General features: G+C 42.5%; 12 protein-coding genes. 1 reads left to right on the forward strand and 11 read right to left on the reverse strand.

What is annotated here, in order from left to right:
* Nucleotides 1-170: 170 nt before the first annotated feature.
* The 6 genes from ISX45_RS09830 to ISX45_RS09855 all read right to left on the reverse strand — a co-directional run bounded on the left by ISX45_RS09830 (nt 171) and on the right by ISX45_RS09855 (nt 4,674).
* Complete coding sequence (locus ISX45_RS09830) at nt 171-674, reverse strand: L,D-transpeptidase (protein ID WP_194518871.1); 504 nt, start codon at nt 672-674, stop codon at nt 171-173.
* A 6-nt stretch (nt 675-680) separates the two neighbouring features.
* Nucleotides 681-1,715 carry an aromatic acid exporter family protein gene (locus tag ISX45_RS09835; RefSeq protein WP_181554318.1) on the reverse strand — a complete coding sequence of 345 codons (1,035 nt, stop codon included), beginning with the start codon at nt 1,713-1,715 and terminating at the stop codon, nt 681-683.
* A gap of 58 nt (nt 1,716-1,773) precedes the next feature.
* Entirely contained in the window at nt 1,774-2,496 is a 723-nt protein-coding gene (locus ISX45_RS09840) for an amino acid ABC transporter ATP-binding protein (RefSeq protein ID WP_194518872.1), read from the reverse strand.
* Nucleotides 2,489-3,148: an amino acid ABC transporter permease gene (locus ISX45_RS09845; RefSeq protein ID WP_181554320.1), complete on the reverse strand. Its 660-nt coding sequence runs from the start codon at nt 3,146-3,148 to the stop codon at nt 2,489-2,491. Before ISX45_RS09845 ends, ISX45_RS09840 begins: the two co-directional genes overlap by 8 nt.
* 72 nt (nt 3,149-3,220) lie before the next feature.
* Nucleotides 3,221-4,012 carry a transporter substrate-binding domain-containing protein gene (locus tag ISX45_RS09850; RefSeq protein WP_194518873.1) on the reverse strand — a complete coding sequence of 264 codons (792 nt, stop codon included), beginning with the start codon at nt 4,010-4,012 and terminating at the stop codon, nt 3,221-3,223.
* A gap of 224 nt (nt 4,013-4,236) precedes the next feature.
* A complete protein-coding gene (locus ISX45_RS09855; RefSeq protein WP_181554322.1) occupies nt 4,237-4,674 on the reverse strand; it encodes a BrxA/BrxB family bacilliredoxin in 438 nt (145 codons plus the stop codon).
* Between the two features lie 313 nt (nt 4,675-4,987).
* On the opposite strand from ISX45_RS09855, the gene ISX45_RS19935 reads away from it, so the two are divergent.
* The gene (locus tag ISX45_RS19935; RefSeq protein WP_267240179.1) at nt 4,988-5,116 is read left to right on the forward strand and encodes a hypothetical protein; all 129 of its coding nucleotides are present in this window, start codon (nt 4,988-4,990) and stop codon (nt 5,114-5,116) included.
* 249 nt (nt 5,117-5,365) lie between these two features.
* Here the strand turns inward: ISX45_RS19935 and ISX45_RS09860 are convergent, their stop codons facing one another.
* The 5 genes from ISX45_RS09860 to ISX45_RS09880 form a co-directional block, all read right to left on the reverse strand.
* Nucleotides 5,366-5,911: a hypothetical protein gene (locus ISX45_RS09860; protein ID WP_194518874.1), complete on the reverse strand. Its 546-nt coding sequence runs from the start codon at nt 5,909-5,911 to the stop codon at nt 5,366-5,368.
* A 333-nt stretch (nt 5,912-6,244) separates the two neighbouring features.
* A complete protein-coding gene (gene meaB / locus ISX45_RS09865) occupies nt 6,245-7,369 on the reverse strand; it encodes a methylmalonyl Co-A mutase-associated GTPase MeaB (protein WP_194518875.1) in 1,125 nt (374 codons plus the stop codon).
* A complete protein-coding gene (gene scpA / locus ISX45_RS09870; RefSeq protein WP_194518876.1) occupies nt 7,366-9,561 on the reverse strand; it encodes a methylmalonyl-CoA mutase in 2,196 nt (731 codons plus the stop codon). Before scpA ends, meaB begins: the two co-directional genes overlap by 4 nt.
* Nucleotides 9,554-11,602, reverse strand: coding sequence for a methylmalonyl-CoA mutase family protein (locus ISX45_RS09875; RefSeq protein ID WP_194518877.1), 2,049 nt, complete (start codon nt 11,600-11,602; stop codon nt 9,554-9,556). The genes scpA and ISX45_RS09875 overlap by 8 nt, the downstream gene beginning before the upstream one ends.
* Nucleotides 11,603-11,775: 173 nt before the next feature.
* Nucleotides 11,776-13,092 carry a dihydrolipoamide acetyltransferase family protein gene (locus ISX45_RS09880; RefSeq protein WP_194518878.1) on the reverse strand — a complete coding sequence of 439 codons (1,317 nt, stop codon included), beginning with the start codon at nt 13,090-13,092 and terminating at the stop codon, nt 11,776-11,778.
* Nucleotides 13,093-13,094: the final 2 nt, after the last annotated feature.

Below are 13,094 nucleotides of genomic sequence, written 5' to 3' on the forward strand. Positions count from 1 at the left end.
TAGCTTCAGACGCCATCTGCTCAAGGCTCTTCGACTTACACTGCAGTGGAGAGAGGACACGATATCCGGACACTCAGCGTGTCACATGACATGACAAAAGCCGAATTAGGCACCCTCGATTAGTCCCCAGCGTTTGTCGCCGATAGATAGGCATCTTGATCCTTTCTTAATTATAACGCTCCATACCGTTTTGCAATGGCATAAAATGATTCATTACTTCGAATAATCAACACTTTTGTGTTGATTGGAACTTTTTCAAACAATGTCTCGACATCGCGGTTATACATGCGCACACACCCTTGTGTCACATATTTTCCGATCGACTGCGGGTTATTCGTTCCGTGAATGCCGTATGTCCGACCGTCTGTTCTGTATGCATCAAGGCCAATCCAACGCGTACCGAGCGGGTTATTCGTTGCGCCCCCCGGAATACTCTTTTTTCGGTAATATGGGTTTTTCGCTTTCACTTTCACAGTAAACAATCCTTCCGGTGTTAATGTCGATGTTACACCGGTCGCGACTGGATATACCGCTTCAATTTTTCCATTTTGAATAAAAGCAAGCTTATTGATCCCTTTATTGATGATAATAAACGGTTGATTGGCCGCCAATCCAGAAGCAGAAGCTGGACAAAAGGAAGAGAGTATAAGCATAATGGCTAATAACAGGCGCATCTGATTTCACCCTTTACTTCGTTTTTTATAGTGTGAAGCAAAGCGGTGAACGGCATACATAACATCATGAAGCTTGTTTTTCCTTTTTTTTCTTCCCTCTGTACCGAATTGGCTCTTAATAATTAAATATTGTTCGAGCTCTTTCATCAAGTAAAGCAGTGCTGCTCGTTCCTCAAACTCTTCGCGCGTTTTTGGCAGCGGCAGCGCCTCAAACTGCTTTTTCATATCGTGAAGTTGGCGAATAAATCGATACGCTGTATTTCCCGGGTGGATGGCATCACTAAGCTTATCAATGAAATCTGCGACTACTTTTCGCTGCTCAACTGTATATGTGAGGGACGTCACAAGTGGCAGCACTCGCTCAATAATTTCCAGTTGCTTTTCCCTCATGCGAAAATAATGATAATACCCTTCTTCATTTCGTAAAAAATGATTCTCGACATTTCGTAGTGCAGCCAGCTTCGCTTTTTGCAATATCTCCGCAGCCAATGTCAACTCTTTTCCATCCCAATTGCTCCCGTTTGTGCGTAAGTATTTGACGATTTCTTTAAAAATAATCCGAAATAAATCCTCAATAATGCGCTGATATTCCTTTAATTGGTTTTCCACGCTTGGCATGTACATATTAACAATCAGAGCGACACCGATGCCAATGATAATGAGCAATGATTCATTGATGACCACTTCCCATGTAAAATGTTTCGCGGCATAAAAATGAAGAATAATGACAGAACTTGTGGCAATTCCTTCTGTCACTTTTAGCCGTACCGTCGTTGGAATAAAAAAGAGCAATAACAATCCAATCGTAAGAGGATGATAAGCAATTCCTTCGAAAAAGATGAAGGAAAAGAGCATGGCTGTCATGCATGCAACAAAACGCGCCCACGCGGTTTGCAATGACTTCTTTTTCGTCACTTGAATGCATAAGAGGGTAATAATGCCGGCCGATACGAAGTTATGAAGCCCAACATATTGCGCAAGACTGATCGAAAGTGCCGTACCAATAGCTGTCTTTGCAGTCCGATATCCAATTTTAAACATAACTCAATCCCCTATTTCAAAATAAAAAAGATGATCAAAAAACGACCATCTTTTTTTATTATAGCATCTTTTCAAGGAATTCTTGAGCCCGTTTACTTTTTGGTGCAGAGAAAAATTCGCTCGGCGGCGCGTCTTCGACGAGTTGTCCGCCATCTAAAAATAGTACGCGATCAGCAACCTCGCGAGCAAATCCCATTTCATGGGTGACAATCGCCATCGTCATGCCTGTATGAGCGAGCGATTTCATGACCTCAAGTACTTCTTTGACCATTTCCGGGTCTAACGCTGACGTCGGTTCGTCAAACAGCATCACGTCCGGCGACATCGCCAATGCCCGAGCAATGGCTACGCGCTGTTTTTGCCCTCCCGATAAACGGTTTGGATATTCGTTCGCTTTTTCCGCTAATCCGACCTTTTGAAGCAGCTCGAGCCCTTTTGCTTCGGCATCCACTTTCGTCATGCCCTTTACTTTCATCGGCGCATACGTTAAATTTTCAAGTACGGTCATATGTGGAAACAAATGGAAATGTTGAAACACCATGCCGACATTTTGCCGCACCTTCATAATATTCGTTTTCGGATTCGTAATTTCCTGATCACCAATCCAGATTTTCCCTCTCGTTGGTTCTTCTAGTAAATTAAGGCATCGCAAAAATGTAGATTTTCCCGATCCCGAAGGACCGATGATTGCGACCACTTCTCCTTGCTTGATCATTGTTGTAATCCCTTTTAATACCTCTAACTTACCAAATGATTTATGAAGGTCTACTACTTTAATCACTTTTTCTCATTCTCCCTTCAACCGCTTTGCCGAGCAGAGTGAGGATGATGACCAAAATATAATAAATCAAACCAGCAATTAAAAGCGGTTCAAAATACGCATATTTTTGACCACCGACAATATAGGCGCGGCGCATAATATCCATCGCCCCGATGACGGTGACAACCGCCGATTCTTTCGTTAATGTAATAAATTCATTCATTAACGCAGGTAAAATATTTTTTAATGCCTGCGGCAAAATAATATCGCGCATCATGCGTTTATACGGAACACCAAGTGCCATTGCCGCTTCTCGCTGCCCTTTATCAACGGCTAAAATCCCAGCGCGAATAATTTCAGAAATGTAAGCGGCAGAGTTTAAACCGAAGGCGATGACCGCCGCAGGAAACGCTTCAATTTCAAAGCCGATAAGTTGTGGTAAACCAAAATAGATAATCATTAACTGCAACACAAGTGGCGTACCGCGAAATACGGATGTATATGCATCAGCGAGCCATGTTAATACTTTAATTCTTCCAATTTTACACAATGCTAAAATAACGCCGAATACAAATCCAAGCAACGCCGCGAATACGACAATTTTCAGCGTTACACCAACCCCTTGCAAAATAAAAGGGATTGACGGAATGATTTGGGAGAAATTCAAGTTCACTCCAAACCCCATCCTTCCTCATCAATAGTGAAAAACGTCCAAAAAGGCAATACCTTTTTGAACGTAAGCGCATTACTGTTGGTCAAACCATTTTTTAATGAGCTTGTCCACTTCGCCATTTTTCATTTTTTCTTGTAAGACTTTGTTAAATTCGTCTCTTAACTTGCTTCCTTTCGGGAAGGCGATCGCGGAACCGGCTTCTTGTTCACTTGTTGGAATCGTATGGCCTTCTAATTTGCCGCTGCTGTTTTTCAAATAGCCTTTTGCTACTGTATCTTCAATAATTGCAGCGTCAAAACGTCCTGCTTGAATTTCTTGAATCAAATCTGGAATGCGGTTGCGGCTTTCGATTTTCATGCTGACGGTTTTAGCAATTTTACTCGCTTCCCCTTCTTGAATCGAACCAGTTTGGACACCAACCGTTTTTCCTTTTAAATCTTCTACGGTTTTAATACCGCTTCCTTTTTTCGACACAATCATATTTCTCGCTACATAATACACATCGGAGAAATCAACGTTTTTCTTCCGGTCTTCCGTCGGTGTCATCCCCGCTAATACAAAGTCTACTTTCCCAGATTGCAACGTCGGGATTAAACCAGTAAAGTCCATATCGACAATTTCAAACTTGTATCCTAATTCTTTCGTAATCATTTTTGCCAAATCGACGTCAAAGCCAATAACTTCATTTCCTTTAGCGGTATCAATATATTCAAACGGCGCATAATCAGCGGATGTCCCCATTTTTAATACTTTCTCTTGCTCTCCGCTGCTCTCTTTTCCTTGCTCTTTCCCCCCCGTTCCGCATGCAGAAAGTAAGCCAATAAATAGAATGCTAGAAACAAGTAATAATAGCCACTTTTTCATGACGTGCCTCCCTTTCATAGACCAGAAAATTCAAAATAATTGTTACAATATCGTGAAATAAGTTTTTGTTCTTGGCAATAGCTATTTTTTGAATATATATTCTATGTTTTGTATATTAACACGAGTATTTATAAATATGCAATGTAATTTTTAATTATAGATAAAATGTTTTTATTTTCGGAAAATAATAAATCATAAAAACGAAGCCGGTTTACCCGGCTTCGTTACACTTCGTCGCAATATTTGTCAAAAGCCGCTTGCAGCTTTTGAATGACTTCGATCGGCTCATGCCCTTCAATTTCATGGCGCTCAATCATCGTGCAAATGTTTCCGTCTTTTAGTAGCGCAAATGATGGCGAAGAAGGAGGATATCCTTCAAAATATTCACGCGCTCGAGCGGTTGCCTCTTTATCTTGGCCGGCAAACACAGTGACAAGATAATCCGGACGCTTATCGTAATGGATCGCCTGCGACGCCGCTGGACGGGCAATGCCACCGGCACAGCCGCATACGGAGTTAATCATTACTAATGTCGTTCCTTTTCGCTGTAGCGCTGCGTCTACCTCTTCCGGCGTACGCAATTCTTCATATCCCGCCTCAACTATTTCTTTACGTGCTTGTTCGACGATGTCATTCATAAAAAATTGAAAGTTAAATTGCATATGATTCGCTCCTTCTCTCTTTTTTTTTCATCATACCAATAAGATGAGCAGTGTTTCAATTAATATGACATGTTTAAACTTTTGGATTGGTATCGAACCAACAATAATGGCACGAAATTCAGTCTTAATTGCACAGAATCAATTATTTTGTATCGTGCTTTCACTTTCCATGAACAATTTGCGATACTCGTACAATAAAAACATACATGAATGAGCATGATATGAATGTAAATGATTTTTTTGAAGGAGTGTCAAACATGGCTGATATGAAAGTAAATGTGAATGCTGTTTGGGGATGGTGGAGTAAAAGGAAATGGAACGCTTAAAACAGATGATAATTGAATTCATAAAGGGGATGATTGAAAATATGAACCAAATGATCGTGGCGTTAGTTGAATTTGATTATGAAAAGGCTTACGAAGAAATGAACAAAAAAAAATAATTATGTTAATTCAATTGAGGAGATAAAAAGAAGAAGGAACATCTTCCTATAAAAGAAATAATCAATAATTTCAGTTTTAGTTATAATGAATATCTCTGGCTTTCAGGTAATTTTTATTCCTTAGCTGAATGATGTAAATTGAAAATGAATAGGTTATACAGTCATCCTTTTTATTTATTTCTGTTTGATTATTGCTACATCTATTGTGAAAAGATAGGCTTACCGCCTATCTTTTCTGTGTTCAGTATATTAGTACGATTTGATTTTTGCTTCCAATTGTCTGAGCGTTAACTGGTTAAACTCTGAAAAACCTTCTCCTTCCAAGGAAATTATTTTTCCTTCGTAAACAGGGTAGACTCCTTGCCATCCCCCGACAATGGTATAAAATTCTGTTCCTAAAACAGGTTTTAGAAAGCAAACATATCGACCCTCAGCCATCGGTCCTGGATAAACTTTGTTGATAGGATTTAAAGGAGCAGGAAGGGGCTCAATTCCGGTCGATAACACGTTGATGATTTTGCCGCCGTTTCCCTTTAAATATTTGTCGACATGAAAGCTTTGTACAAAATTGACGAGCTGCCCACCTTGCACAGATTTGTCTAACGGCCGTTTCTGATGTGAAGTATCGAACCAACCATAAGCAATGAATGCTGAGCCGCTTACTAAATCCTTTATGTTTGCGGCACGCTTGATATTTACTGCTTGTTTTGGAATAGCATTATTATGCGCCTCAACAGGTAAATGAAACGTAAACAGCAAACATATGCAGATGAAAAACTTAGACCATACTTTCATTCCATCACCTCATAATATATCTTTGTTAAGCGTTACTATTGTTCAACAATCTTTCTTTTTTTATGTGACCATTTTATACATATTTCCTTTGCCCTCATCAGCAAAATAGTGTTTTCCTTTTTACCTCTGTAGGAAAAACCATTTGCACAGCAAACAAGTTTATGTATTGTTCCCACTATTGATTCTTCGAGGTTCGATAGCGAAGCGAGACAAAACATAAGATTTTATTCCCAATGCAACAATAGTCATTATGTTGCATCAAAAAAGCCTTAGATTCGATAGAATCTAAAGCTTTTATTTTTTAGGGCTGTTTAGTTTTACGTCTTAATAAATTTATTCAGACTCCTTTTTGTTTTCATAAATCCGCAATAACTGTTGTACTGCCTTCGTTACAGAGAGCGTGCCAGCGATTACATTATTTTCGATCATCGGTAGCTTTTCTTTAATTTGCGGATGTGAGAAAAAGCTCGATTCTAGATAATCTTTAATCATCGAGTAAATCCAGTCTTTCAGCTGATTTCGCCGACGCATCTCAAATACGCCTGAGTTTTTTGTCGTTTCCACAAATTTCTCAATAACTTGCCAAATTTCAGGGATTCCTTCCCCTAACAAAGCGGAACATGTATAAGCTTTTGTTTCCCATCCTGGCGTTGCCGGCCGCAAGTAATGAAGAAATTGGTTGTATTCTTCTTTGGCGGCTAACGCTTTCGGTTTATTGCCGCCGTCGGCCTTATTAATAATAATCGCGTCCGTTAGTTCCATAATTCCTTTTTTCATGCCCTGAAGTTCGTCTCCTGCTCCCGTCAGAGCAAGAAGCATAAAAAAGTCAACCATGCTGCGAACTACGAATTCGCTTTGCCCGACACCAACCGTTTCAATCAAAATAACATCATAACCTGCCGCCTCGCATAAAAGCATCGTTTCCCGCGTTTTACGATGAACGCCGCCAAGCGTACCGCCGGATGGAGACGGTCGAATAAACGCCCGCGGATCACGCGACAAATTTTCCATCCTTGTTTTATCACCAAGAATGCTCCCGCCTGTAATGGAGCTGCTCGGATCTACCGCAAGAACGGCAACGCGATGGCCGTTTTCGCATAAAAATTTTCCGAACGCTTCGATAAACGTGCTTTTTCCTGCTCCCGGCACACCGGTAATGCCGATGCGAATCGATTTTCCGACATAAGGAAGCAATTCATTCAACATTTGTTGTGCCATTTCCATATGCTTTGCCGCATTGCTTTCGACAAGCGTAATTGCCTGTGCCAAAATCGTTCGGTCATTGTTTAATACTCCTTTGACATATTCCGCTACCGACCGTTCTTTTCGTTTCACCCATCGCTTTGTTGGCTGTGGTGAGGAAGTAGATTCCTCTTGCTTTTTTACATAAGCAGTCGCAAAGTCTTCCTCTCGCTCTTTTGGCACCCACTCCGGGCGATATGTTCGTTCGTTGCTCATTGGTTCACTTCCTCATACCCGAGGCGCTTATAAATTTCCTCAAGCACTTTTTCTGCAGCGGCTGGAATGATGGTTCCCGGACCAAAAATGGCTGAGGCACCGTGTTCGTATAAAAATTCATAGTCTTGCGGTGGAATGACACCTCCAACGATAACAATAATATCTTCGCGACCTAGTTTACGCAATTGCTCGACTAACTGTGGCAATAACGTTTTATGTCCGCCGGCAAGCGAACTTATCCCAACGACATGAACGTCGTTTTCTACTGCTTGACGCGCCGTTTCCTCCGGTGTTTGAAACAACGGTCCAATATCAACATCAAATCCTAAATCGGCAAATGCCGTCGCAATAACTTTCGCGCCGCGGTCATGTCCATCTTGTCCCATTTTTGCAACCATAATGCGCGGTCTACGACCTTCCAGCTCATAAAATTCATCAGTCAGCTTCTTGACGCGCTGAATTTCTTCTTCATTTGTAAATTCGGAGCTATAGACTCCGCTAATTGAGCGAATGACCGCTTTATGACGTTTTGCCACTTTTTCAATCGCATAAGAAATTTCCCCTAATGTAGCGCGAGCGCGTGCTGCCTGCACAGCAAGCTCAAGTAAGTTTCCTTCTCCCGTTTCTGTTGCTTTTGTAATGGCCTCTAACGCTTCTTGCACCTTTTGCTCATCGCGGGAAGCGCGCAATTGTTTTAACTTTTCAATTTGCCGTAGACGGACAGCTGTATTATCTACTTCTAAAATATCAATTGGCTCTTCTTTTTCCGGCCGATATTTGTTTACACCGATAATTGTTTCGGCTCCGGAATCAATTTTCGCTTGACGTCTCGCGGCGGCTTCTTCGATCCGCATTTTTGGCAGCCCCGTTTCAATCGCTTTCGCCATCCCCCCTAAACTTTCAATTTCCTCAATATGCTTCCACGATCGATTCATTAATTCATTCGTTAATGTTTCTACATAGTACGAGCCTGCCCATGGATCAATCACGTTACAAATTCCCGTTTCATCTTGTAAATAAAGCTGTGTATTGCGGGCAATGCGTGCGGAAAAATCAGTCGGCAAAGCAATCGCTTCATCGAGGGCGTTCGTGTGTAGCGATTGCGTATGGCCGAGCGCTGCAGCATGTGCTTCAATGTATGTGCGCACAACATTATTGAATGGATCTTGTTCGGTCAAGCTCCAGCCCGATGTTTGCGAGTGCGTCCGTAAAGCGAGCGATTTCGGATTTTTCGGGTTAAACATTTTCATTATTTTCGCCCACATGATGCGCGCTGCTCTCATTTTTGCGACTTCCATAAAATAATTCATGCCGATTGCCCAGAAGAACGAAAGTCTTGGAGCGAATGAGTCGATATCAATTCCCGCTTTTAATCCAGTGCGCACATACTCTAACCCGTCCGCCAGCGTATACGCCAATTCAATATCGGCCGGTGCCCCCGCTTCTTGCATATGGTAGCCCGAAATACTGATGCTGTTAAACTTTGGCATATACTTCGACGTATATTCAAAAATATCAGCGATAATGCGCATCGACGTTTCCGGCGGATATATATACGTATTGCGCACCATGTATTCTTTTAAAATATCGTTTTGAATCGTTCCGGAAAGCTTATCTTGTGTCACTCCTTGTTCTTCGGCTGTTACAATATAGAATGCCATAATCGGTAAAACGGCACCGTTCATCGTCATTGATACCGACATTTGGTCAAGCGGAATGCCGTCAAACAAAATTTTCATATCTAAAATCGAATCAATCGCTACCCCTGCTTTTCCAACATCACCGACAACACGCGGGTGATCGGAGTCGTAGCCGCGATGCGTTGCTAGGTCAAAGGCGACAGACAGCCCTTTTTGCCCCATCGCTAAGTTGCGGCGATAAAAGGCATTACTTTCCTCTGCTGTCGAAAACCCGGCGTATTGCCGAATCGTCCACGGACGATTGATATACATCGACGGATAAGGCCCTCGTAAATATGGGGGGATTCCTGGCATATAATCAAGAAAATCAAATCCTTCGATATCTTTTTTCGTATATAAAGGCTTAATCGCAATTTGTTCATTCGTTTGGAACAAAAGGTCGTCGATCGACGCTTTCAGCTTTTCTTCGATTGCTTGCTTCCACCGTTGTTCGTCTATGTTTTTGCTTGACATATGCAAAGGTACGTTCGTAAAATCAACCTTTCTATTCATCGAGAGCCACCCCCATGTCTTTCATAAATTCCGCCAGCGTATCATAACAATTGGAACCGATATGAATAAAGCCATCGATGCCTGATTGGACAAATGTTTTCTCGATTTCAGGAGATTGTTTACCTGCAACATATAATTTCAAATGAGGATTCGCTTTTTTCAGTTCCGCTGCAATCGTCGGAACAGTATCCGTGTAGCTTTCGTCTGAACCGCAAATGATATAATGCGTACCTTGAAAAGAAAGCGCTCCTTGTACTGCTTCTTCGGCTGACATATAGCCGTTATTTTTCACCACTTCCAAGCCGCCAGCCTCAAAAAAACCCGTAATAAAGTCGGCTCTCGCTTTATGGTTCGGAATCGGTCCGAGGTTGATGAGATGCACCGTTGGACGTCTTCCATGTTTTTCCGAATAAACTTCCGACGCTTTTCGTAACTGCTCAAACGGTTCAGCTAACCGCCATTGCGGAATTGGCTGAATTGCGATGGATGGGCCGGTTGCTGCTAATGCTTGGTTGATTTCTTGAGCGGACGCTCGACAGGAAACCATAGCAATCGCTGTTTCTGTAAATTTTTTCGCATCGAACCCTGCTTTTAATTGCGCAATATTCTCTTCATTAAGCGGTAAATCAAAAGATATACTTGCATTATTGTTTCCTTCAGCTTTTTGCACCGTTGGCTCCGCCAAGTTTGCATAAAAGTTCGTGCCGACAATTTTTTCTTTGCGCGTTTTCACATTGTTCTTTCGTAATGCGGCGACTTTTTCCACTTCGGCTTGCACAAAACCTTCTTCGAGCGCTTTTGTGATGCCGCCCTTTGCCTCAATCTGTTGGAACAGATTCCACGCCTCCTGTGCTACTTGTGCCGTTAATGTCTCCACATAGTAAGAACCGCCAGCTGGGTCAATGACTCTACCAATATGCGCTTCCTCAAGCAAAATCAACTGCGTATTGCGGGCAATTCTTCGTGAAAACTCATCCGCTTGTTGAATCGCTTCATCGAATGGTGATACATGAAGACTGTTCGCTCCGCCGACCGTTGCCGCAAATGCTTCCGTCGTTGCGCGAAGCATATTCACATATGGGTCGTATATCGTCTTAGTAAAATGAGATGTGCGCGCATGAATGACCATCTTTTGCGATTCCTTATTGCCGCCAAACGCTTGCACAATATTGGACCAAATCAAACGCGCTGCACGAAGTTTCGCAATTTCCATAAAGAAATTCGAGCCGATTTCCAATGAAAAGCTGATTCGTTGCGCTACTTCATCAATGGTTAACCCTCTGTTTAGACACTCGTTCAAATATTCCACCGCCGTTGCAAACACAAACGCCAGTTCTTGCACCGCGTTCGCTCCGCCATTATGATATGGTTCGCCGCGAACGAGAATCGTCTTGACATACGCCCTCTCTTTTTTCGCCCATTTTGTCACATCGGCCATGACATCATATAATGTAGATAAGGAAGAGGATAATTGCCCTTTTTCCACAAGAATAGAAATCGGATCCATACCAATCGTGCCGCGTACAATGCCAAGCGGAATTTGCTGGTTTTGTAAATGGGCTGTTAACAAAGCAAAAAACGAAAGCGAATTTTCTCCTGCATCGACGCGAAGAGAGTAATCAATCAGAGAAATTCCTGAGAACATTTCTTCTATATCATGAAGTGACTGGATAGAAAAACCTAGCCGATCCAGCACAAGATGTATTTCCGTTTGACCTCTTTCCAGATCGTTCTTAACAATCTCATTCCATTCTTTCGGGCTGCGTGCTGAAATTTCTTGGCTGACTGCCCATGGTTCGCGAATGTATCCATTTACCTCAACCCCGCGAACGTAACGCGGAAACCCCGGATATTGTTCCATATGCTCAAGTGATTCGACATCTTCACGCGTATAAATTGGTTTAATGAGCAGATTTTCATAAGTCGTTGAATAAAGCTTTTCAAATGGTTTTCCTTTTAAGGACTTCTCTACTTCTCGTTTCCATTCCTCATAACTTGGAAGCGGAAACGACTGATTTTTCATCATAGAAATATCCGTCACGAATCGTCCCTCCCTTTATGTACCGAAAGCTACTTCTCCCATCCTTTTTAAAGAAATCGCTTACTTTTCAATTTTTAGAAATATTCACTGTATATTTATTGTAGTATATGGATAACGTTCTAGCAATGAACAAAAATCCACCGCAACGTTTGCAGTGGATTTTTTTCGCATTATTAATAAATTGGCGTATTGTCTTTAGATACATTTTCTAAAATTTCTTTCACACGTGCGAGGAAACGGCCGCAAATTAAACCGTCAAGTACGCGATGGTCCAGGGATAGACACAAGTTAACCATGTCGCGTATAGCGATCATGCCGTCTTTGACAACCGGGCGTTTGACGATCGATTCGACTTGTAAAATCGCCGCTTGCGGATAGTTGATGATCCCCATCGATTGAACAGAACCGAATGAACCGGTGTTGTTCACCGTGAACGTTCCGCCTTGCATATCTTCTGGCCGAAGTTTGCCTGCGCGCACTTTTGCGGCTAACTCGGCAATTTCACGTGCAATTCCTTTAATTGATTTTTCGTCAGCATGTTTAATAACAGGCACGAATAATGCGTCGTCTGTCGCAACAGCGATCGAGATATTAATGTCTTTTTTCTGAACGATCTTGTCACCCGCCCACATAGAGTTGATTTGCGGGAATTCTTTTAACGCTTGCGCAACCGCTTTGACGAAGAACGCAAAGTAGGTTAAGTTAAAGCCTTCGCGTTTTTTGAATTCGTCTTTAATTGAATCGCGGTAAGCGACTAAATTCGTGACATCGACTTCGACCATTGTCCATGCGTGTGGCGCTTCGTGCTTACTGCGAAGCATGTTCGCTGCAATCGCTTTGCGTACAGGTGTCACCGGAATTTCAATATCACCTGCTTGAACAGGAACGTTCGGTGCCGCTGGTTGTTTTGGAGCGGCAGCTGGTTCCGCTTTTGGCGCTTCTTGAGTCGGTTGTGGTGCAGCAGCTGGTTGAGCTGGAGCAGCAGGTTTTTGGTCAGCTGTCGGAATATGACCAGACTCGATGAGCTTCAGAAGGTCTTTGCGCGTAATGCGTCCGCCCATCCCTGTTCCTTGTACTTGTTCAAGATCAATATTGTGCTCTTGGGCAAGACGAAGAACAGCTGGTGAATAACGGCCTTTATTTGCCCCGGCTGGCTTTTTAGGTGCTGGAGCAGCTTCCGCTTTTGGCGCTTCTGCTGTCGGTGCTTCCTCTTGTTTCGTTTCCGCTGCTGGTGCTCCCGTACCTTCTCCCTCTACTTCGATTGTACAAATCACCGCACCAACTGGTAATGTTTCACCTTCGCTAGCGATTAATTCTTTAATGACGCCCGTAAAAGATGAAGGGATTTCTGCGTTGACTTTATCTGTCATCACTTCTGCGATTGGGTCGTATTTATTCACTTTGTCGCCGACGGAAACGAGCCACTTGCTAATTGTACCTTCGGTGACACTTTCACCTAGCTGAGGCATTGTAATTTGTTCAATTGCCACAT

Origin of the sequence: Thermaerobacillus caldiproteolyticus (assembly GCF_015326725.1) — a bacterium.
Lineage (GTDB): Bacteria > Bacillota > Bacilli > Bacillales > Anoxybacillaceae > Thermaerobacillus > Thermaerobacillus caldiproteolyticus.

Bases quoted from the DNA above. Each gene is read 5' to 3' on its own strand.
- ISX45_RS09830 (WP_194518871.1), bottom strand. From the start codon at position 674: ATGCGCCTGTTATTAGCCATTATGCTTATACTCTCTTCCTTTTGTCCA.
- ISX45_RS09835 (WP_181554318.1), bottom strand. From the start codon at position 1,715: ATGTTTAAAATTGGATATCGGACTGCAAAGACAGCTATTGGTACGGCA.
- ISX45_RS09850 (WP_194518873.1), bottom strand. From the start codon at position 4,012: ATGAAAAAGTGGCTATTATTACTTGTTTCTAGCATTCTATTTATTGGC.
- ISX45_RS09855 (WP_181554322.1), bottom strand. From the start codon at position 4,674: ATGCAATTTAACTTTCAATTTTTTATGAATGACATCGTCGAACAAGCA.
- ISX45_RS19935 (WP_267240179.1), top strand. From the start codon at position 4,988: ATGGAACGCTTAAAACAGATGATAATTGAATTCATAAAGGGGATGATT.
- ISX45_RS09860 (WP_194518874.1), bottom strand. From the start codon at position 5,911: ATGAAAGTATGGTCTAAGTTTTTCATCTGCATATGTTTGCTGTTTACG.
- meaB (WP_194518875.1), bottom strand. From the start codon at position 7,369: ATGAGCAACGAACGAACATATCGCCCGGAGTGGGTGCCAAAAGAGCGA.
- scpA (WP_194518876.1), bottom strand. From the start codon at position 9,561: ATGAATAGAAAGGTTGATTTTACGAACGTACCTTTGCATATGTCAAGC.